Origin of the sequence: Carboxydothermus ferrireducens DSM 11255 (assembly GCF_000427565.1) — a bacterium.
In the GTDB taxonomy this organism is placed as follows: Bacteria; Bacillota; Z-2901; order Carboxydothermales; family Carboxydothermaceae; genus Carboxydothermus; species Carboxydothermus hydrogenoformans.
The window spans coordinates 87,398-108,094 of the sequence record NZ_ATYG01000004.1 but is presented as its reverse complement, the minus strand read 5'-3'; the positions used below and the strand labels follow the sequence as shown (position 1 = coordinate 108,094).

23 protein-coding genes are annotated in these 20,697 nt (G+C 43.9%); 20 read left to right on the top strand and 3 right to left on the bottom strand.

The window, feature by feature from the left end; translation table 11 throughout:
• Positions 1-52 precede the first annotated feature (52 nt).
• The 11 genes from ftsE (at position 53) to CARFE_RS0103440 (ending at position 10,170) form a co-directional block, all read left to right on the top strand.
• Positions 53-733 (top strand): cell division ATP-binding protein FtsE, encoded by a 681-nt coding sequence (gene ftsE / locus CARFE_RS0103490; protein WP_011343115.1) that lies wholly within the window; start codon positions 53-55, stop codon positions 731-733.
• Positions 730-1,617, top strand: a complete 888-nt coding sequence (ftsX, locus tag CARFE_RS0103485; protein ID WP_011343116.1) for a permease-like cell division protein FtsX — start codon at positions 730-732, stop codon at positions 1,615-1,617. The genes ftsE and ftsX overlap by 4 nt, the downstream gene beginning before the upstream one ends.
• A gap of 10 nt (positions 1,618-1,627) precedes the next feature.
• Positions 1,628-2,743 carry a murein hydrolase activator EnvC family protein gene (locus CARFE_RS0103480; RefSeq protein WP_028051755.1) on the top strand — a complete coding sequence of 372 codons (1,116 nt, stop codon included), beginning with the start codon at positions 1,628-1,630 and terminating at the stop codon, positions 2,741-2,743.
• A gap of 116 nt (positions 2,744-2,859) precedes the next feature.
• The gene (locus CARFE_RS0103475) at positions 2,860-3,993 is read left to right on the top strand and encodes a S41 family peptidase (RefSeq protein ID WP_028051754.1); all 1,134 of its coding nucleotides are present in this window, start codon (positions 2,860-2,862) and stop codon (positions 3,991-3,993) included.
• A gap of 13 nt (positions 3,994-4,006) precedes the next feature.
• Complete coding sequence (locus tag CARFE_RS14135) at positions 4,007-5,227, top strand: PDZ domain-containing protein (RefSeq protein ID WP_011343119.1); 1,221 nt, start codon at positions 4,007-4,009, stop codon at positions 5,225-5,227.
• Positions 5,228-5,306: 79 nt separating this feature from the next.
• Positions 5,307-5,918, top strand: coding sequence for a GNAT family N-acetyltransferase (locus CARFE_RS0103465; protein WP_011343120.1), 612 nt, complete (start codon positions 5,307-5,309; stop codon positions 5,916-5,918).
• 74 nt (positions 5,919-5,992) lie between these two features.
• Positions 5,993-6,625 (top strand): acetoin utilization AcuB family protein, encoded by a 633-nt coding sequence (locus CARFE_RS0103460; protein ID WP_028051753.1) that lies wholly within the window; start codon positions 5,993-5,995, stop codon positions 6,623-6,625.
• A gap of 4 nt (positions 6,626-6,629) precedes the next feature.
• Complete coding sequence (locus CARFE_RS0103455) at positions 6,630-7,781, top strand: acetoin utilization protein AcuC (RefSeq protein WP_028051752.1); 1,152 nt, start codon at positions 6,630-6,632, stop codon at positions 7,779-7,781.
• Between the two features lie 181 nt (positions 7,782-7,962).
• On the top strand, positions 7,963-9,366 hold the full coding sequence (locus tag CARFE_RS0103450; protein ID WP_028051751.1) for an RtcB family protein: 1,404 nt from the start codon (positions 7,963-7,965) through the stop codon (positions 9,364-9,366).
• Between the two features lie 16 nt (positions 9,367-9,382).
• Entirely contained in the window at positions 9,383-9,574 is a 192-nt protein-coding gene (locus tag CARFE_RS0103445; RefSeq protein ID WP_011343126.1) for a CooT family nickel-binding protein, read from the top strand.
• On the top strand, positions 9,574-10,170 hold the full coding sequence (locus tag CARFE_RS0103440; RefSeq protein WP_028051750.1) for a uracil-DNA glycosylase: 597 nt from the start codon (positions 9,574-9,576) through the stop codon (positions 10,168-10,170). The genes CARFE_RS0103445 and CARFE_RS0103440 overlap by 1 nt, the downstream gene beginning before the upstream one ends.
• Positions 10,171-10,239: 69 nt before the next feature.
• Here CARFE_RS0103440 and CARFE_RS14130 read toward each other — a convergent pair whose 3' ends face one another.
• Both CARFE_RS14130 and CARFE_RS0103430 read right to left on the bottom strand, forming a co-directional pair.
• The gene (locus CARFE_RS14130; RefSeq protein ID WP_034541533.1) at positions 10,240-10,482 is read right to left on the bottom strand and encodes a 4Fe-4S dicluster domain-containing protein; all 243 of its coding nucleotides are present in this window, start codon (positions 10,480-10,482) and stop codon (positions 10,240-10,242) included.
• Positions 10,483-10,593: 111 nt separating this feature from the next.
• Positions 10,594-10,881 carry a 4Fe-4S binding protein gene (locus tag CARFE_RS0103430; protein ID WP_028051749.1) on the bottom strand — a complete coding sequence of 96 codons (288 nt, stop codon included), beginning with the start codon at positions 10,879-10,881 and terminating at the stop codon, positions 10,594-10,596.
• Between the two features lie 152 nt (positions 10,882-11,033).
• Between CARFE_RS0103430 and CARFE_RS0103425 the strand changes: the two genes are divergently transcribed.
• The 4 genes from CARFE_RS0103425 to CARFE_RS0103405 all read left to right on the top strand — a co-directional run bounded on the left by CARFE_RS0103425 (position 11,034) and on the right by CARFE_RS0103405 (position 15,291).
• The gene (locus CARFE_RS0103425; RefSeq protein WP_028051748.1) at positions 11,034-12,191 is read left to right on the top strand and encodes a substrate-binding domain-containing protein; all 1,158 of its coding nucleotides are present in this window, start codon (positions 11,034-11,036) and stop codon (positions 12,189-12,191) included.
• An 89-nt stretch (positions 12,192-12,280) separates the two neighbouring features.
• Positions 12,281-13,591 (top strand): hypothetical protein, encoded by a 1,311-nt coding sequence (locus CARFE_RS0103415; protein WP_154652711.1) that lies wholly within the window; start codon positions 12,281-12,283, stop codon positions 13,589-13,591.
• A 180-nt stretch (positions 13,592-13,771) separates the two neighbouring features.
• Positions 13,772-14,812 (top strand): YkvA family protein, encoded by a 1,041-nt coding sequence (locus CARFE_RS14125; RefSeq protein WP_034541532.1) that lies wholly within the window; start codon positions 13,772-13,774, stop codon positions 14,810-14,812.
• Between the two features lie 11 nt (positions 14,813-14,823).
• Positions 14,824-15,291: a flavin reductase family protein gene (locus tag CARFE_RS0103405; protein ID WP_028051745.1), complete on the top strand. Its 468-nt coding sequence runs from the start codon at positions 14,824-14,826 to the stop codon at positions 15,289-15,291.
• On the opposite strand, the gene CARFE_RS14120 is transcribed toward CARFE_RS0103405, so the two are convergent.
• Positions 15,288-15,644 (bottom strand): L,D-transpeptidase, encoded by a 357-nt coding sequence (locus CARFE_RS14120; protein ID WP_034541530.1) that lies wholly within the window; start codon positions 15,642-15,644, stop codon positions 15,288-15,290. The two genes, CARFE_RS0103405 and CARFE_RS14120, sit on opposite strands and share 4 nt — an antisense overlap.
• A gap of 40 nt (positions 15,645-15,684) precedes the next feature.
• Between CARFE_RS14120 and ispE the strand changes: the two genes are divergently transcribed.
• The 5 genes from ispE to glmU are packed head-to-tail and all read left to right on the top strand — an operon-like array spanning position 15,685 to position 20,623.
• Positions 15,685-16,551: a 4-(cytidine 5'-diphospho)-2-C-methyl-D-erythritol kinase gene (gene ispE, locus CARFE_RS14115; RefSeq protein ID WP_011343136.1), complete on the top strand. Its 867-nt coding sequence runs from the start codon at positions 15,685-15,687 to the stop codon at positions 16,549-16,551.
• Between the two features lie 51 nt (positions 16,552-16,602).
• Positions 16,603-17,292: a GntR family transcriptional regulator gene (locus CARFE_RS0103390; RefSeq protein WP_011343137.1), complete on the top strand. Its 690-nt coding sequence runs from the start codon at positions 16,603-16,605 to the stop codon at positions 17,290-17,292.
• The gene (locus CARFE_RS0103385) at positions 17,285-18,028 is read left to right on the top strand and encodes a nucleotidyltransferase family protein (protein ID WP_011343138.1); all 744 of its coding nucleotides are present in this window, start codon (positions 17,285-17,287) and stop codon (positions 18,026-18,028) included. Before CARFE_RS0103390 ends, CARFE_RS0103385 begins: the two co-directional genes overlap by 8 nt.
• A 35-nt stretch (positions 18,029-18,063) precedes the next feature.
• Entirely contained in the window at positions 18,064-19,269 is a 1,206-nt protein-coding gene (gene ilvA / locus CARFE_RS0103380) for a threonine ammonia-lyase (RefSeq protein ID WP_028051744.1), read from the top strand.
• Between the two features lie 13 nt (positions 19,270-19,282).
• A complete protein-coding gene (gene glmU / locus CARFE_RS0103375; protein WP_028051743.1) occupies positions 19,283-20,623 on the top strand; it encodes a bifunctional UDP-N-acetylglucosamine diphosphorylase/glucosamine-1-phosphate N-acetyltransferase GlmU in 1,341 nt (446 codons plus the stop codon).
• The last annotated feature ends 74 nt before the right edge of the window (positions 20,624-20,697 follow it).

Genomic DNA, 20,697 nt, shown 5'->3' with positions numbered 1-20,697 from the left:
GGAAAAAGCCATAACTTTGTCGAATAAAAAAAGGATGAAAGCGGGGGATAAGATGCTGCAGCTTTTTAATGTAACAAAAATCTATCCCGGAAGCATTAAAGCGTTAAGCGATGTTAGTTTTAAAGTAAACAAAGGTGAATTTGTTTTTTTAGTGGGAAACAGTGGTGCTGGTAAATCCACCTTGTTAAAACTTATCACCCGGGAAGAGCTTCCGACCCACGGACAAATTTTAGTCAACGGGAAAAACATCGTGCGTTTACGGGGCCGGGAAATACCCTTATACCGGCGGAAGATTGGTATGGTTTTCCAGGACTTTCGCCTTTTACCCAATAAAACTGCTTTTGAAAACGTAGCGTTTGCTTTAGAAATTTGCGGACTTTCGGGAAAGCAAATTAAGGAGCGTTCGCTGTATGCCCTGGAACGGGTGGGGATGGCCAAAAAAGCGGACCGTTTTCCGGCAGAGCTTTCCGGAGGAGAAGCGCAAAGGGTGGCGATTGCCCGGGCCATTGTTAATAACCCCGTCCTGCTTTTAGCCGATGAGCCCACGGGCAATTTGGACCCGGAAAATTCTTTAGCAATTATCAATCTGCTAAAAGAGATAAATTATACGGGAACTACGGTGATTATTGCTACCCATGATGCTTTTATCGTTGATTCGTTAAAGCAACGGGTTATAGCATTAAAGGACGGTAAAATAGTACGGGACGAAGAAAGCGGGGCTTATGCTGGATGAGTTTAAACCTATTGTCGTACTACTTTAAAGAAGCATTTAAATCGATTTTTCGCAACAGTTTTTTAAGCCTTGCTTCGGTGATGGTGGTTTTTATTACCATTTTTATTTTAGGGGTAGCGGTTTTGTTAATCATTAACGCCGGCTATCTGGCCGATACTCTCCAGAATCAGTTAGAAATCTACGCTTATTTAAAAACGGGAGATGTTTCGATAGATACCCGCGCGTTAGAAGATAAGATAAAAGCCATTGAAGGAGTTGCCTCGGTAAAGTTTATTCCCAAAGAAGAGGGACTACGAAAAATAAAAGAAAAATTGGGCGATAGGGCTGATATTTTAGCAGGGATTGAGGAGCGAAATCCCCTGCCGGATGCGTATTTGATTAAAACCAAACGGCCCGAGGATGTGCCGATCGTGGGGAAAAAACTTGCCACCTTTCCGGAGTTTGAGACAGTAAAATACGGCCAGGGGATTGTGGAAAAGCTTTTAAAGGTAACCACGATGTTAAAAATTTTTGGACTGGGAATTATTTCCCTTTTTGGATTCGGGGCAGTATTGTTAATCATGACCACCATTCGCCTGGCTATTTTTTCCCGGCGCAAAGAGATCGAAATTGCCCGTATCCTTGGGGCTACCAACTGGTTTGTGCGGATGCCGTTTATCATTGAAGGTACTTTTTTGGGGCTTACCGGAAGTTTATTTGCTGCAGTTTTGGTGGCTATAGGTTACTACTCATTATTATTAAAGGTAAGTAAAGCATTACCTTTTTTGGTACTGTTTCGGGACCAGCAGTGGTTAACCTTAACCTTTGCAGCTCTTGTGGGAAGTGGTGGCATCCTTGGACTTTTAGGTAGCATTCTTTCCCTCAATAAATACCTCAAATTTTAGGAGGGATAGGGTGAAGAAAAAAATTCTGGCGGTAGTTTTAACCTTTTTACTATTATCTACAACTTCCCTTACTTACGCTGAAAGCTTAACTACCAAGTTAAAAAAGACCCGGCAAAAAATTGCCGTGACAAAAAAGAAAATTGAAGAACGAAAACTTGATATTAAAAATTATGCCGATGAAATTGCACGGTTGGACGCGGAAGTTGAAAAGCACGAACAACAGCTTTTGGCTGTTTCCCGGGATTTGAGTGAAATAAAACGAAAGATTACGGCAACCGAGGAAGAGCTGGCTAAAACCGAAGAATTGTTAAAAACCAATAACGAACTATTTGAAAAAAGGTTAAAAGATTTTTACCAAAACGGAACGGTTACCTACCTGGAAATCCTGTTTCAAGCGGAAAATATTTTTGACTTTTTAAACCGCCTGGAATTTATGAGCCGGATAATTGAGCAGGATATTCAACTTTTAAACGATATTACCAAGCAAAAGAAGCTACTGGAAGAGTTAAGAGATCAGCTTTTACACCAAAAAAATGAGCTTTCCCTCTTAAAACAAAAAGAAGAAGAAGCCCAGAAAAGTTTATTAGCTGCTCAGGAGGAAAAGGTGCAGTTAATCGAGCTTGCTAAAAATGATGTAGCCCGTTACCAGCAGGAAGTGGAAAGGTTGGAAGAGGAAGAACAAAAGTTAATCCAGGAAATCGTCCGGCAGCGGCAGAAGTCCCGGCCTTCCATGGGTAGCGGTATCTTTAAGTGGCCGGTGGATGGGTATTACAATATTTCCTCGGGCTTTGGGATGCGGTTTCATCCCATCTTAAAAGTTAACCGGATGCATCAGGGGATTGACATCCCCGCACCTACGGGTACCGATGTTTTAGCGGCCCAGACGGGGGAAGTGATTTATGCCGGAACCATGAAGGGTTACGGTAAGGTTATAATTGTAGACCATGGTGGCGGTGTTTCCACGTTGTATGCCCATCTTTCCGCTATCAGGGTTTCCGTTGGCCAGCGGGTGGAAAAAGGCGAACATATTGGTGATGTGGGCAGTACCGGTTTATCTTCCGGTCCGCACCTTCACTTCGGAGTTCTTGTAAACGGTGAATATGTAAATCCAATGCAGTACCTGTAAAAGGCACGGATTATCCCGTGTCTTTTCTTTGTATGTAGCATATCTTGGAGAAAAGTGATAGTATAATATTATTAATGCATTTACAAACTAAAGCAGCGGTTGTGAGGTGCATGTAATTGTCCAGGAAAAAAATTATTGCTTTAGTAGTGGTTGTCTTCTTACTCTGGGGGATATTTTCGTTAGCCGGTTTATTCTGGAAAAAGAGCGGGGATAAGATAGAGACTTTACTTACGGTAATTGCTTTAATTAAAAGCCAGTATTATCAGCCGGTTTCTACCGAAAAACTTATAAACGGTGCAATAAAAGGTATGGTCGAAGGCCTGGACGACCCGTATTCGACTTATCTTGATCCCGAACAATTTAAACACTTAAACGAGCAAATTACCGGAACTTTTGGCGGTGTAGGGTTGATTGTGACGATGGAAGAAAATCATATTGTGGTGGTAAAGCCCATTCCCGATACTCCCGCCGCCAAGGCCGGTATCAAGGCGGGGGATATCATTGTAAACATTTCCGGCAGGGATACCAAAGGGATGGACCTGGACACGGCGGTTAGTTTAATGCGAGGTCCGGTGGGAACCCGGGTGGAAGTAGGAATATTGCGACCCGGTGAAAAAGAGACCCGGATGTTTACGTTGGTTCGAGAAAATATTACCATTCCCACCGTGGAAAGCAAAATGTTAGATGACAAGATAGGCTATATTATGTTATCCCAGTTTACCGAAAACTCACCCCAAGCGGTGCGAAAAGCAATCGGAGATTTAAAGAAAAAAGGGATGAAAGGCTTAATTTTTGATTTACGGGACAATCCCGGGGGAGAGCTTAAGGCTGCGGTTGAGATTGCTGATATTTTTGTTCCCCGGGGAAAAACTATTGTGTATGTGGATTACCGGAATCAGCCGGACGAAGAGGAAAAGGCAGAGGAGCCGGAGTTAGGAATTCCGGTGGTGGTTCTTGTAAACGGGGGCAGCGCCAGTGCTTCGGAAATTGTGGCCGGTGCTCTGAAAGATTGGGGGGTAGCGGTTTTGGTTGGGGAAAAAACTTTCGGGAAGGGTGTGGTGCAATCAATCTTCAGGTTACCGGGAAATGCCGGTTTAAAGCTAACCGTAGCCCGTTACTTAACTCCCAAGAAGCATGACATCAACAAAAAAGGCATCATGCCGGATGTAGTAGTAAAACAGCCGGCGGGAAGCAAGGAAGACCGGCAGCTCTTAAAAGCCAAAGAAATATTAGCGGAAAAGATTAAATAAGCGAGGGGCTTTCATGATTTGGGTGAAATTAGCTGGTAATACCCTTTATACCGTGTTTTTAGCTTTAATGGAAAATCCGGTATTCTGGCTGTTAGTTTTAATTATTGCTTTGCAGTATTCCCGCATCTCGGGAAAATTTATCCTGTCAATGGATGTGATTTACGATACTTTAAAAGCTACTGCCCACGGCATAATTGGCGGAATGGCTGGAAGTTTGGTTTTGGTGTTTCTCGGGATTGCTTTAAATGAGGCAGGCCTTAGCTATCTTTGGCCTCTGGCTATTTTGTTTATGCTTATAAATCCCCGCTTTTTGTGTTTTTCCTATGCCGGTGGAGTTGTTTCCTTGGCCTACTTAATTTTTGGCTTTCCCAAAGTAAATGTAGCGCAAATTGCAGCTTTAGTGGGAGTACTGCATTTAGTGGAAAGCGTCTTAATTTTAATAGGAGGGCATTTGGGGGCAAAGCCGGAGTATTTTAAAATAAAAACAGGACAAATTGTCGGGGGCTTTGTTTTGCAGCGGTTTTGGCCAATACCCCTGGCTGCTTTAGTGGTGGTGAACCAAGTCCCGGGGGTGTCCGGCGGAATTCAGATGCCGGACTGGTGGCCGCTTATAAAAAGCAGTGAAGTTGCACCGAATCTTATGTATTCCTTGATTCCCGTGGTGGCGGGATTGGGTTACGGTGATATGGTGCTTACCCGCTACCCCGAGGAAAAAAGTAGATTATCTTCCCTGTATCTTGGGATATATAGTGTAAGTTTAATTATTCTAGCGGTGCTGGCTATGAAACTTAGCTTTTTAACCTGGCTTGCTGCAGTTTTTATGCCTTTAGGGCATGAAGCGGTAATTTACCTGGGAAGAAAACTTGAAGAAGGTAAACCTATTTTTGTAAATCCCGAAAATGGTATCGGGGTAATGGTTTTAGGGGTCAGGGCCGGGTCGATAGCCGATGCAGCGGGACTCAGAACGGGGGATGTGATTTTAACGGTAAATGGAATTTATATTCACTCGCCGGAAGAACTTTTCCGGGAACTTACCTATGCCTACGGAATGGTACCTTTGGAAGTATCCCGCAGGGGCAGCCACCGCATTGAAACCTTATATTTAAAAAAATCTTTTTTCCCGGTGGATGTGGGAATCATGACTGCTCCTTCGCCTTATGATCCTTATATCGATTTAACTCAAAAAAGTACAGGGGTTTTTACTAAAATATGGAACAGATTCAAGGGCAGTTAAAAAGTTATAAATTTTGTAGATAATAACCCTTCTCTTTGATATAATAAGTTTAAACAAAAGTTGGGAGCGTGGGATTTTCATGACGGAATTTAATACCCCCTTAGGTACGGTAATTATTGAAAAACACGAAAAGGGTGATACGTTAGCCAATCTTGACATAGACCCGGGCTTATCCAATTTCCGTCCCTACCGGCGGCAAAAAGAAGCATTAATCGATATTGCCAACCAGCCCCAGGGATGGGTGGTGATTGCCAGGCTTGATAATAAAATTGTCGGATATGTTACCTTTCATCCCCCCGATGAATTTACCCGGTGGGGTAAAGCCCGTCTACCCTTCTTGCTGGAAATGGGAGCCATAGAGATAACACCGGACCTAAGGGGAACGGGACTGGCGCGTAAGCTTTTAACCGAAGCTTTTTCCGATCCGGTTTTGGAAAAATATATCGTGATGTCTACCGAATATTACTGGCACTGGGACTTAAAAAATAAAGGGATGGATATCTGGACGTACCAAAAAATGTTGGAAAACCTGTTTTCCAGTGCCGCAGGGATGGAGAGGGTTTATACCGATGACCCGGAAATTACTTCCCATCCTGCTAATATGTTGATGGTGCGCTTTGGCAAGGAGTTGACTCCGGAGCAAATAGAGCAGTTTGAAATATTAAGGTATGCGGGGAAGAAAATGTTTTAGGGAAAGGGTTTACTTTCCCTAAAAATTTTTAGGAAAAATTTACAGAAAATTTATAACATTAAGAGGTGGCGGGAATGTTAGTTAAAGACATTATGACCCGGGAGCTAATTACAGTTAAAAGTACCGATACCATCCGGGAGGCCATGGCTAAAGGTCATGAAAAACGCATCCGGCACTTGCCGGTGGTAGATGATGGAAAGTTAGTGGGAATAGTTTCGGACCGGGATTTGAGATATGCCTGCCCTTCGCCTTTTACAGGAGAAAAAAATGGGGAATGCTGGCAAATTAAAGTGGGGGATATTATGCAAAAAAGGGTTGTTACTGCTCATCCCCTGGATCCTGTGGAAGAAGCAGCAAAAATGATGCTGGAAAACCGGGTAGGATGTCTTCCGGTACTTTTAGATGATGAGCTGGTAGGAATAATAACCCAGGGCGATATTGTCATGGCTTTTGCCGAGCTAATGGGGGTTTATAAAAGAAGTTCGCGGATTGAAGTCCAGGTTCCGGACCGGCCGGGAATGTTGGCCGAGGTTGCCCAAATTATGAAGGAATTAAATATTAATGTGGTGAGCGTGTTTTTGGCTCCAAAAGCCGAAAATGGTCTTAAAACCCTTGTGATGCGGGTTGAAACGATGAACACCAAACCAATCATTGACCGCATTCGGGCTAAAGGATTTACACTGATCAACCCCTTTGGCGAGGTATAAGTAAATGAGCGGAAAGGCGTATTTAATATACAGCGACGACTATTTAAGTTACCGCTTAGCGGAAGACCACCCCTTGAATCCCCAGCGGTATGCTTTAGCTGTGGAATTGATGAAAATAGCTGAAGTTTTAAAGGAGGAAGAAATAATCCCACCCCGTCCGGCTACGTTAAAAGAACTGTATTTGGTACACGATCCGGCTTATGTGGAAGCGGTAATGAATTTAAGTAAAAATCCGGAAAACGTGAACGGCAGCCGCTTTGGTCTGGGTTCGGAAGACAATCCGGTTTTTTCCGGGATGCACGAAGCAGCGGCGCTGGTGGCTGGGGGTTCAGCCCTGGGTGCGGAACTGATTTATGAAGGAGAAGCGGACCACGTTTTCAATATAGCGGGAGGGCTACACCATGCCCTTCGGGATGCTGCGTCGGGTTTTTGCATTTATAATGACTTAGCGGTAGCCATAGCCAAGTTCAGGGAAAAAGGACTCAAAGTGGCGTACGTAGACCTGGATGCCCACCATGGAGATGGGGTCCAGTGGCTTTTTTATAGTGACCCGGGGGTTTTAACCATATCTATTCATGAAACGGGAAGATATCTCTTCCCCGGTACCGGTTCGATAACCGAGTTAGGGGAAGGAGCGGCTTACGGCACCAAAATTAATATTCCTTTAGAGCCTTATACCGAAGATGATTCGTGGCTATGGGCTTTGGAGGAAATTGTTCCGGAGCTTATCAGGAAGTTTGAACCGGACATCCTGGTTACCCAGCACGGGTGTGATTCCCACCGCTTTGACCCTTTAACCCATTTAGCCAATACTACTTTGGCTTTTCAGGAATCAGCCAAGCTCTTACATGAATTAGCCCATGAAGTCTGCGGGGGACGCTGGCTTGCCGGCGGGGGCGGGGGATACGACTACTGGCGGGTGGTGCCCCGGGCCTGGACAATAGTTTGGGCTGAGATGACCGAGCGCTCTCTACCCTATGATGTTCCCGCCACTTTCTGGCGTAAATATGAGAGTAAAGCCGGGGTGTTTTTACCGAGAACTTTTTTAGATGAAGGAAGTTCCGGGATTCCGTTAGAGCGCCGGCGGGAAATTACTTCAAAAAACCAAAGGACGGTGGAAAGGTTAAAAAACGCTTTAACGCTCTTCTGGAGTTAAAGCATTTTTTTATAAAAAGGAGGTTAGCAACAGTTGGAATTAATATTGCAAAAATAAAATTTAAAAAATATTTTGAAGACCGCCAGGACTTTCGGTAACCGCTTCAATTGGATTTACCCAACTCTTAGAGGTTGGGTTTTTCTTTTGCCTCTGGTACAATTAAAATCTGGAGGTAATTTGTATGTTAAAGAAACTAAATGATTACCTTTATCGGTTACCCAAAACCGGCAAGATGCAGGTGGAAGGATTAATAATTGCCAGCGAAAAGCTTTTACCGGCTTTATACCGGGATGAATCGTTAAAGCAATTGCAAAATGCGGCATCGCTACCGGGGGTTTACCGGGAGGTTTACGGGATGCCGGATTTACATGAGGGTTTTGGTTTGCCTATTGGTGGAGTAATGGCTACGGTCCTGCCCGAGGGCTTAATTTCTGCCGGGGCGGTGGGGATGGATATAAACTGCGGGGTGCGCTTACTGACAACTCCTTTTTTAGCCGAAGAGATTTCCCGGGAAAGACTTGCCGAATTAATAAAAGCCATTGAAAAATACGTGCCGGCAGGAGTGGGCAAAAAAAATTGGGAAAAAGAAGTAAGGAGTCTTTTGCCCAAAGTTTTATTAAAAGGAGCTCGGGCTTTGTTAGAAGAGGGATACGGTTTTGCGGAAGACCTTAATAAAATTGAAGAAGGCGGAGTTTTGGCTGGAGCGGAGATCAAAGCTTTATCCGAGACAGCTTTGTCCAGGGGTGCGGAGGGACTTGGAACTTTAGGTGGAGGAAATCACTTTATTGAGGTGCAGGTAGTGGCGGAAGTAAGGCGGTGGGAGGTTGCCAAAAGTTTTGGGTTATATCCGGGGATGTTATGCTTGATGGTTCACACCGGTAGCCGCGGGCTTGGGCACCAGGTTTGTACCGACTATACCGAAATCTTGTATAAAGCTGGACCGAAATACAATGTCAGTGTACCGGTAAAAGGTTTGGCGGCAGTTCCCTTTTCTTCCCCGGAAGGGCAAAGGTATTATCAGGCGATGTTGGCTTCCGCAAATTTTGCTTATGCCAACCGGCAGCTTATTACCCATTACTTAAGACAGGTGTTTAAGTCATACCTCGGAGACGGAAAGCTTGATTTAGTTTATGATTTAGCCCATAATATTGCTAAAGAGGAGTACCACGATGGGATCAAGGTTTTAGTCCACCGCAAGGGTGCTACCAGAGCCTTACCGGCCGGGCACCGGGAAAACTTACCTCAATTTCGGGAAATAGGTCAGCCGGTATTAATTCCCGGAAGCATGGGTACCAAATCGTACGTCCTGCGGGCCACTTCAAATATTTCTTTAACTTTTAACTCTTTAAACCACGGAGCGGGTCGCAGTATGTCCCGGAAAGCTTCTTTAAAGAACTTGACGGTGAGCGAAGTAAAAAAGGCATTAGGAGATGTTATTTTAAATGAAAAAGTGGAATACGTGCGGGATGAAGCGCCGCAGGCGTACAAGGACATAGATCTGGTAATCGAGGCGGTGGTGGGGGCCGGTTTGGCCGAAGTGGTAGCGGTTTTAAAACCGCTTGCGGTGATTAAAGGTAAGGATTAAAAAAAGGGGGATTTTTATGTGTGAAGCCAGTGCTTTTATCGTAAATGGGGATAAGGAAGAGCTTTTTTTGGAACGGGTGGATAAGCTTATTCCGACAGAAGAGGGACTATTACTGGAAAATATTTTTGGCCAGAGAAAAGTTATTAAAGCAAAAATAAAGCGTTTGGAGCTGGTAGACCATCGTATATTACTGGAGCGGGAGGATTAATGGAGGAACTTAAAGCATTAAAAGAAGAGGCGTTGGCCTGTCAGCGCTGCAATCTTAGAGCCCATGCCCAAAGGGTTGTGTTTGGGGAGGGAAATGAAAAAGCTCTATTAATGTTAGTGGGGGAAGGACCCGGAGCTGAAGAAGACCGGCAAGGCAGACCTTTTGTGGGGGCTGCCGGGGAACTTTTAAATAAAATCTTAGAAGCCGCAGGGATTTCCCGGGAAGAAGTTTACATTGGCAATGTGGTAAAATGTCGTCCCCCCAATAACCGGGTTCCTACCAGAGAAGAAGTGGCTGCTTGCCGAACTTTTTTAGACCGGCAAATTGAGTTAATTAAACCTAAAATTATTGTTTGCCTTGGGGCAACTGCCGCTCAGGCGTTGATTGGGCCGGATGTTAGAATTACCAAAATTCGCGGGCTCTGGCATGAAAAAGGTGAGATAAAGATAATGCCGACGTTTCACCCGGCAGCGCTTTTACGGGATCCGACGAAAAAACGCCCGGCGTGGGAAGATTTTCAAAAAGTCCGGGATTTATACTTTGCTTTGAAAAAAGAGCAGGAAGTGGAGGAGTTTGAACAATTAAAATTGTTTTAAAAAAGTAACATTAAGCCCCTGACCTCGTTTCAGGTAAGGTCAAGGGCTTATTTATTTTATATTAGTTTCCTATAGTTCTTTTAACTTTTTTAGCTCTTCCACAAGCATGTTTAATTCGTCATCGTCTTTGGCGTAATAAAGAGCTCCGGGACCGCAGTGATTGACGCAGGTACCGCAGTTCTGGCATTTCTCCCGATCGTATTTTAACCTTTTTTCGCTGTGGTCAAAGTATAGAGCTCCGTACAAACAGTAAGTAGCGGCGGGACAGTCTTCGTTCTGGTCGCAAAGATCTAAGTCAATGTGAATAGGCATACGGTACACCCCCAAAAAATTCATAAAATTTAAAATTATTAATAAAAGTATAACATATCTAAAGTATAATTGAAAGATGGTTGGGGCAAAATAAAAGCAACCTTAGAGGTTCTAAGGTCGCTCTTTTAATCCCAGTAGCGAAATAAATTTGGAAGCAAAGGTTTCCCGGGCTTTTGTGATTTTTGTTAAAAAGGCGGTTAGTTCATCGGCGGTTTCAAACAACGTGAGGGCGTTATAGGCGCATTTCTGGACGCATTGGCCGCAGCCGTTACAGAGGTCAACATTGAAAAACAACTTATTTTCCCCGCTATCGTAAACAAGGGCTTTGGTGCTGCAGACCTCGGCGGCAGGGCAGCAGGGTTCCCTAAGGCAAACTTCGTGGTCGATGTACAGTGTCACGCGAAGCCCTCCTCAAAGCTATTGATAATGTTATATAACACAATAAAACTAATGTTTTCTATATGATAACAGAAGAATGGAGAGTTGTAAAGGATTTTATGGATAATCCCCCTTGATTTATCTCAAAATAAAAACGAAAAGGGGGTTTTTTGATGAAAAAGCTCTGGATTTTTTGTTTAATCGTTACGTTATTGGTTAACCTGACCGGTTGTCCCGATAAGAAAAGAAGACCGGTCCCACCGAAGGTTTTTTTGGTAGTTGCCAAAACCCAGCAGGAAAGAAAAAACTTCATTCAAACCGCATATAATTTAGCCAGGGAAAAAAAGATTGCTCTTACGGTAAGAGGGTTAAATGACGATGAAAAGCGGGAAGAAAAGGTCTTAAAAAAGATCATTGCCCAAAAGCCTAAAGGGGTGATTTGGGAAACGGCAGGTAGTCCCCGGGCCGGGTATTTAGCGCAAAAAATTTACCCAAATGCAAAATTAATTTTTATAAACGATGTGCCGTACGATGGTCTTGGGGATTGTGCGGTGTTGCCCGATTTCCAAAAAGCTGCGGTGATGGTGGCTCAAAATATTGCTCTTAAAGATAAGACCGGGAAAGTGCTGCTTCTGGGGAGCCACCGGCAAACCCTTTCGGTATTTACCTTGGAGAAGGCTTTAAAAAATGAGTTAAGAACCCTGGGTAAGGAAGTAACCGTCGGTAAACTTCCGGTTGGGGCCGGGGAAAGGGCATTGGACGAAATAAGGAATTTGGCAAGGAGTCAAAGTATTATTGCCCTTGACGGAAAAGTAGGGGAACTTTTAGCGGAGGAGGGAATGAAGGAACAGCAGGGAACGGTTATGGCTTCTATGGTGTTAACCAGGAAGGTTGCAAAGGCCATCAAAGAGGGGAAAATTCTTTCGTCTGTGGACTTCATGCCGGAAATTGTAGCAAATAAAGCCCTGGAAGCAATGGACCGGGTATTGCAAAAACGGGGGATAGATGCGGATAGCAAAATTGCGGTTAAAAATGGCCAAATACCGGTTATTTATACACCCGTGCAGCTCATTACCCGGGAAAATGTTCAACAACTCCAAAAGGTTTACGGAAAATTTACTTCCTCCCCGCCAAAAGAAAAGGAAGAAAGCAAAAGCAAGGAGACTAAAACAACAAAGGTAAAAATAACCACAAATCGGGGTAAAACCGTTGAGCTTACGGTAGAAGGAGAAATAACCAAAATAGAAACAAGCCCTGAAGAGGGAAAAAAAGATGAACAGGCTGGCCAGGAAAAGACCGGAGAAGAAAGCGGTGTTGGTCAAAACCGGTAAATTTATTAAAGAAAAAATTTCTTTTGCTGAAAATATTAGAAAGTTTTGGTATAATTACCTTAGTAAGGTAATAAAAGGGGGAAGGGGCCGTGCGATTGTTTTGGCAAACTTTTTTAGCTTTTATTTTTACCGTTTGCGTGCTGGTGTTACCGGCGATGGATATTGAAACCGCGATAATCAGTCAAAAACCGGAAAGTTCCGCAATCACCGCTTTTAAATCCAGCGGTTCCATCTTTGCCGGGATGGGGGATGTTGGTTTAAAACGGGCCCTGACTTCTGGATACGTTCAGAAAATCGGCCGGGAAGTAGCTATCTTTCCCCATATCTTCGTAGTGGATGAACTTATTGCCGATGCAACGAGGGTAGCGGTAAGCTTTTATTTTTACTCCGAAAAACAGCCGGTAGATAATGAAATGGGGCGTTTGGAGGTGGAGCTTGATTTACCGGGAGCTTTTAAACATTCAACTTTTACCGGTATGCAGGGGGAGAACGGGGGTTTAAACGGTTATGTATTTTCCGAATATACCGGAAACCCCAGGGAAATAGTGGTAAAAGGGAAATACAAGGATTTTTCCGGCAGTGAACAGGAGTTTAACATAAAAATTCCGTTTAAACTAACGGCAACTAACTTTAAGGAAATTGGATTAAATAAGAAGCTTGGGGGAAGCCCGGAAGTAGAACTGAGAAAAATTATCTTGGCCCCGACCCAGTGGGTAGTAGTGGTGAATTTAAGAGGAAGCCGGGAGGAGCTTGAGGCCTTTCGCAATTTAAACTTACCGGTGAAACTTTACAGCGATGGCAATCCCTTAGAATTGTTGGGAGTTGGGTCAAGTTTGGGAGGAATCCCGCCTAAGTTGGATGAATACTTTTACTTCCAGCCGGGGGGTCAGGAGAAAGGAGCTTTGGTGGGAGTTTCCTGGCCCGATGGTAATTACCGTGAAATGTATGTAGATTTTACCGTTAACGCCCGGCAAAAGCCGAAGGTAGAGATTACACCGTTTAACGAGAACATACCAGGGGAAACCTTGCCCAAGACTCCTCCGGAGAGAAAGGAACAGAGCTCGGTACCGGTAAGTAAGCCTCTTACGGGTATCGAATGGGTAAAGGAAAACTGTAGAAAGTTTTTAGCATGGATACCGGAGAAAAACTACGGAAAAATTCGGGAAATTGCCGAGGAACAGGTAGTACTGGCGATAAAGGATGCTTTTTCCAATTTCCAGAACTATAAATTGGAGCTTGTGAATTTTAACTACCAGGAAAACCAAAAGGGCTATATTGTTTCTCTTTATGTTGAAATAAGAAATGCTCAAGATAACAGCTATCTTGGAAGTAGCGAGCTGATGTTACAGTTTACCCGTAAGGGAGAAGGTTATAAGCTTATTAAATTCAGTAAAAATTAATTGACAAATTGATGTTTTTTGGTTATTATAAAAGCGAAGGGAAATATCCCGCTTCCTTTTTCCCCAATAATGTGAAAGTACCAACAAGCACCCCCTCTTTTTGGGTTATTTCACCTTTTAGAAAAACCGCTTTTTAAGCGGTTATTTTTTTTGTATAATTTTAGCGTAGGAGGCGGGAGAATGCGGGATGCCTGGTCATTTTTCAACAAAGTTAAAAACTTTTCCCAGGAAGAGTGGCAAAGGTACCAAAGAGAAGTGCCTTTAAAACTCGAAGAAGCGGCAGTTAAAGTTGAAACTCCGGAACTAAAGTTATTAATTTTGTATTTAAAGTACTTCTGGGAGATGTTTTTTGATGAAAGCTATCGCATCGAAGCCAAAACAAAACTTATCATTTTAGCAGGCATCCTGTATTTTGTCCTTCCGGGAGATATTATAAGTGACTTTTTACCTTTTTTAGGTTTTTTGGATGATGCTTTTGTTTTTCGCCTCATTTGGGAATTTATCGGAGAGGAAGTGCGAAGATACGCAAGTTACAAAGGGTATAAGTTACCGGAGGTCCAATTAGATATTAAAACTTTACTGGAGAAAAAATTTGGAGTAATAAGGGATTTATTTAAAATTTCTCCCTTTTTACTGGCCTTAAAACTCGAAAATAAAGTGGAAGATTTGGAGAATTTGTTTTACATTAGTCGGGAATTTTTTAAGCATAACCGCCTGGCCAATGTCCTTAGAGGGAAATTATATTTTTCCGAAAGTTTTTTAAATGGCGTGATAAAAGAGCTGCCCCGGGACTTGCCGGTGGAAAATTTGCGGGTGGAGGTTCGGGGCGATGAATTATGGTTTATGGGGAAGATTGACCAATATAATTTAGATTTTCGGCAAAAAATAAATATGGTAAATTTAACGGCAGAAAAAGACCGGATTTTAATTGAATTTGACTTAAAAGGAATGCCCCAAATAGAGTTTAAAGGGGCGTGGGGGTTTTTATACCGGTTTTTTGCGCCGGTGGCTGGTTTTTGGGGGATACGTAAGTTTATAAAGCTTAATCAACACCGTTTTCCCGGAATAACTTTAGAAGGCAGTAAGCTTAAAGTTGATTTAAGTTTTTATTTAAAACCGGATAATTTAAAGGTTATGGCGTTACTAAAATTTGCGGAGAAGCTTCCGCCTTTAACCGCCGTACCCCAGAACGGGCTTCTTGTGGTAAAAATAAACGAATAGGAGGCGATATTATGGCTAAAGGACTTAATTATTTAGCAAATTCGGTAGCGTTACTGGGTTACCGGGACCGGGAGCAGGGGAACTTTACTACCGTTGCCTGGATAACCCAGGTATCGGTGAAGCCGCCGATGGTTTTGGTGAATGTTGCTCCGGGAAGATATGCCTACCAAAAAATAAAAGAGTCCGGGGAATTCACCTTAGCAATTTTAAGCGAAGAGCAAAAGGAAATTGCCGATTTTTGCGGGAAAAACTCCGGAGCAAAAGTTGATAAGATCAAAGAGCTAAATCTTCCGGTAGTACCCGGGGAAAAAGTTTCTGCTCCGAAACTTACTACCGCCATTGCTAACCTTGAATGCCGCCTGGTACAGGAAATTCCTGTGGGTGACCACATTGTTTTAGTTGGGGAAGTAGTGGCGGATGATGTTCCCTATCCCGCTAAAAGACCGCTTATTTTTCACCAGTGGAAGTACCTTGACTAATCTTTAGTGATAATTACTCTGCTCCAGAGGGGTACCTGGGGGAATAACTCTTCAATATCTTTGTTTAACATGCGGATGCAACCTCTGGAAACCTCACGACCAATGGAGGCTGGATTATTGGTACCGTGAATTCCGTAATTACCTCCGGGAATAGTTAATCCCATCCAGCGGCTTCCGAGAACTCCGTAAGGACTACCCCCGGGATTGCTGATTTTGTTTTTAATCCGGTAGATGCCGGTAGGGGTGGGGGTGCTGGGGGCTCCTACCGCTACTGGCCAGGATTTAATTTTTTGGTTGTTTTTATAGAGGGTTAGAAGCTTCTTTTTTAGACTGACGGTTAAATGGACTATCATTACTTTCGCCTCCTTTCCGGGGTGATGGGGAGGAAAAAAGTTGTTAATTTTTGCGCCGGCTAAAATAAACCTCACTTTAGATATATTAGGAAAACGTCCCGATGGTTACCACGAACTCTGGTCGGTAATGCAGGCAATTACTCTGGGAGATTTAGTGGAAATTGAACCGGCCGAGGGAATAAACTTAAGGGTTGTAGGGGCAGATTTACCTGTGGATTCTACCAATATTGCGTTTAAAGCTGTTCAGGCTTTAAGGGCCGCCACTGGGAAAGCCATAGGAGCCAGCATTACTATCCGTAAAAAAATTCCCCTGGAAGCGGGACTGGCCGGTGGCTCGGCGGATGGAGCCGCAGTTCTTTATGGTTTAAATAAACTTTATAATTTAAATTTAAGTCAGGAAGAGCTTTTAGAAATTGGGGCAAAAATAAGCGCCGATATTCCCTTTTGCCTTACCGGTGGCACCGCCCTGGTGCAGGGGATAGGGGAAAAAGTAAAAAAACTTCCGCCCTTAAAAAAAGGTTATTTTGTTATCTATAAACCCCCTTTTGGGATCTCGACAAAAGAAGCTTATTTAAGGCTTGCGGGTAAGGATTTAACAAAGGAGCATCCCGACCGCGAAAAAATCCTGAAAGCTTTAGGCAAAGAAAATTTAGAGGATTTGGGAAAGTTTTTAAAGAATCTTTTAGAAATAAGTGCTTTGGAAATAAATCCGGAAATATATAAATATAAAAACGAACTTTTAAATTTAAAACCTTTAGGGGTGCTAATGTCGGGTAGCGGTTCTGCTCTTTTTGCTTTAACGGAAAATTTAAAAAAAGCGAAGGAAATTTATTATCAATTGACATTGCCGGGACAAAAATTTATTGTCCGCCCGTATGCGGCCGGTCCTACTTGCTTAAAGCTTTAACTCCATAGTAAAATATAATAATACAAATTATCGTAGAAATGAGGGGTTAAAATGGGGAGATTAAAACCTATTATCCTTGATAATTACAAGCCTTTAAGGGAGCTGGTTTTTGAGACCTTAAGGGAAGCAATTATCAATGGAGTGTTAAAACCCGGGGAGAGGTTGATGGAAGTTCAGCTGGCGGAAGAGCTGGGCGTAAGCCGGACTCCGGTGCGGGAGGCTATTAGAAAATTAGAGCTGGAAGGTTTTGTGGTGATGATTCCCCGGAAAGGGGCTTATGTGGCGGGGATTTCGTTAAAAGATGTGGCGGATGTTTTTGAAGTACGGGCGGCTCTGGAAAGCCTTGCCGCTGGCCTTGCGGCGGAAAGGATTACCGACGAGGAAATCGAGGAGTTGGAGCGGGTATTGGTGCAGCAACAAAGCCTCGCGGAAAGTGACCGTCTGGAAGATATTATTAGAGCTGACACCGATTTTCACGAGGTGCTTTACAGGGCAAGCCGGAATGAACGGCTCATCCAAATTGTAAGCCATCTTAGGGAGCAAATTCAGAGATTTCGGACTGCTTCCCTTTCCCAGCCGGGACGGCTGCGGTTAGCTTTAGAGGAACATAAAGAGATAGTGGAAGCGATAGCCGAACGGAATGTGGAGAAAGCCCAGGCACTGGCCAGGGAACACATCGAGAATGCCGAGCAGAGCATGATTAACGGGTTAAAAGAAAGAGGCGAATTAATAGGTGATTAATGCGCTGGTATTGGCGGGTAGTCAAAACAACGGAAAACTGGCCCAAATTTGTCCCGAGCCGTATGAAGCTTTAATACCCCTGAAAGGCCGCCCAATGGTGGATTATGTGGTCGATGCGCTGTTAAAAACTTCCAAAGTCAATAAAATAGTTGTAGCGGGGCCTAAAGAGCTTGCCGGAAGGTATCCGGAAGGCAGGGTTCGGGTTGTTAACGGGGGCGGCTCGGTGGTAGAATCGGTCCAGCATGGTTTTGCGGTTTTACCCAAGGACTCAATGACTTTGGTGTCAACCAGTGATATTCCTTTACTAACGCCGGAGGAAATTGAAGATTTTCTTAAGAACTGTCCGGATGGATACGATGTTTACTATCCGGTGGTGTTTAAAGAGGCTATTGAGCAACGGGATAAAACGGTTAAGCGGACTTACGTAACGTTAAAGGAAGGTACGGTTACCGGAGGAAACCTTTTTTTGGTTAATCCGCGGATTGTCGACCAGGCCATAGTAAAGGCTCAGGATTTAATTAAACTTAGAAAAAGTCCTTTTAAACTTAGCCTGCTTTTAGGAATAGGTTTTGTAGTGAAATTTTTAACCAAAAGGCTTTCGGTAAAAGAGTTGGAAGAAAAGGTCGGAGGTTTACTGGGAATCCGGGGCAAAGCGGTATTTTCCAGGAGTTTTGGCATTGGAGTTGATGTAGATAAACCGGAAGATCTGGAGGTAGCCTTAAGACATTTGCCCTAAGGGGGGCTTTTTTTCTTTTTGGAGGAGGGTATTAAGTGGTAGAAATTAAAGATGTCCAGGAAGCAAGGATTAGGCTATTGGGGGTTGCTCACCGCACTTTAACCGCTTATTCGGCAACTTTTAGCCGGCTGGCGGGAGCGGAAGTGTATTTTAAATATGAAAACCTGCAAAAAACCGGTTCCTTTAAGCTGAGGGGAGCTTATAATAAAATTGCCAGTCTGCCCGTAAAGGAGCGGGAACGGGGCGTTGTAGCGGCCTCGGCGGGTAACCATGCCCAGGGGGTAGCTTTTGCTTCGTTTAGTGCCGGAATTCCCGCAACTATCGTGATGCCGGAAGGCGCTCCGCTGGCTAAGATTCAAGCGACCCAGAGCTACGGAGCAAAGGTAATCTTACACGGGGTTAGCTATGATGATGCTTTTTTAAAAGCGAAAGAAATCATGGAAAAGGAAGGAGCAACTTTTGTCCATGCCTTTGACGACCCCAAAGTGATTGCCGGGCAGGGGACCATAGCTTTAGAAATGCTCGAAGATGTTCCCGAACTGGATATGCTGGTGGCTCCGGTTGGTGGTGGCGGACTGATAGCCGGTCTTGCAGTGGCAGCGAAAGCGATAAAACCGCATCTGAAAGTCATAGGGGTTCAGGCCAAGGGGGCACCATCGGCGTATGCCTCTTTAAAAGAACGCAGGAAAGTAACGTTAGCTTCGGTATCGACAATTGCTGACGGAATTGCCGTCAAAACTCCGGGGGAGTTGACCTCGAAAATTATTTTTGATTTGGTAGACGACATTGTCCTGGTGGATGATGAGGAAATTGCCCAGGCAATATTAATGATGTTAGAACGGGGTAAAGTAATGCTCGAAGGAGCAGGAGCGGTGGGGGTGGCGGCGCTTTTAGCCCAGAAAATTCCAGTACGGGGGCATAAAGTCGGCGTTGTTTTATCCGGTGGAAATATCGATGTTCATACCATCTCGATCATAATCGAACGGGGTCTGGTAAAATCCGGTAGATATGTACGGATAAAAACTATTCTGGATGATAAACCGGGAGCCTTACAAAAGCTTTTGGAGTTAATTGCCAGGGAAAAGGCCAATATAATTTTTATCAACCATGACCGTATTGCTCCCCACGTGCCGATAAAGCAGGCGGAGGTTGAGCTGGCTCTGGAAACAAGGGACTTATCTCATATTGAAAAAATTATGGCTGTTTTAAGAGAAGCGGGTTATCAGATTCTACAAAATTAAGGAGGGCTTTTTAGTGGAAGGAATTATCTTAGCGGCCGGTAAAGGCACGCGAATGAAATCGGATTTACCCAAGGTAGTACACGAAGTTGCCGAAAAACCAATGGTATTGAGGGTGTATGAAGCTTTAGTTGGTGCCGGGGTTAAGCGGGTGGTAGCGGTGGTGGGCTACCGCAAAGAAAAGGTGGAGGAAATTCTCGGCGGTCGGGCGGTAATTGCAGTTCAGGAAGAACAGTTAGGAACCGGGCATGCAGCTTTGGTGGCTATGCCTTACGTTGAAGACGAGAATGTTATTATTGTCCCCGGAGATACACCCCTTTTAAAAGCTTCTACCCTTCAAGCTTTAATCAAAAAACATCTTGAGACCGGGGCTTATGCCACGGTATTAACCTGTTTTTTAAGTAATCCCTATGGTTACGGCCGTATTGTCCGGGACGGATACGGGAAAATAATAAAAATAGTCGAGGAAAAGGATGCAACCTTGGAAGAAAAGCAAATAGCGGAGGTTAACACGGGAATTTACTGTTTTAATACAAAAATATTAAAAGAAATCTTACCGTTATTAAAAGCGGAAAATGCCCAAAAGGAGTATTACCTGACCGATGTTATTCCCCTTCTTTTAGAACGGGGTAAGGTAGTTGAAACGATTACCATACAGGACGAAACGGAAGTTTATGGGGTAAATGACCGGGTGCAGCTCGCTCTCTTAACCAAGGAAGTTTACCGGAGAAAAGCCGAGGCGTTAATGCAGGAAGGGGTTACGATAATTGACCCGGAGACCGTGTATATTGGTGAAGAAGTAGTGGTGGGCAGTGATACGGTTATTTATCCCAATACTTACCTTGAAGGGAAAACGATTATTGGGAATGGGTGCCGCCTTGGCCCCAATACCCGCATTACCGATAGCGTGATTGGCAACAATACCGAAATTACTTTTTCCGTAATTATCCAGGCCCGGGTTGGCGATGAGGTGAATGTGGGACCGTTTGCTTATCTTCGACCGGGTACCGAAATTGCTAACGGGGTAAAAATTGGGGATTTTGTGGAAATTAAAAAATCGTTCATTGGCGAAGGCTCCAAGGTTCCCCACCTGTCCTACATTGGGGATGCGGTAGTGGGTAAAGGAGTTAATATTGGGGCCGGAACAATTACATGTAATTACGACGGGAAAAATAAGTGGGAAACGGTAATTGAAGATGGAGCGTTTATCGGAAGCAATACCAATTTGGTGGCACCGATAAAGATTGGGAAAAATGCTGTAGTTGGGGCAGGCTCCACATTAACCGAAGATGTTCCGGAAAAAGCTTTGGCTATAGCCCGTTCCCGCCAGGTGAATAAAGAAGATTATGTTAAATAATATTTATTTTTTCGTTAAAGCGGCAGGAAGTTTTCCTATTGTAGGAGAATAAAAAAACTGTCGAATTTTGCTCG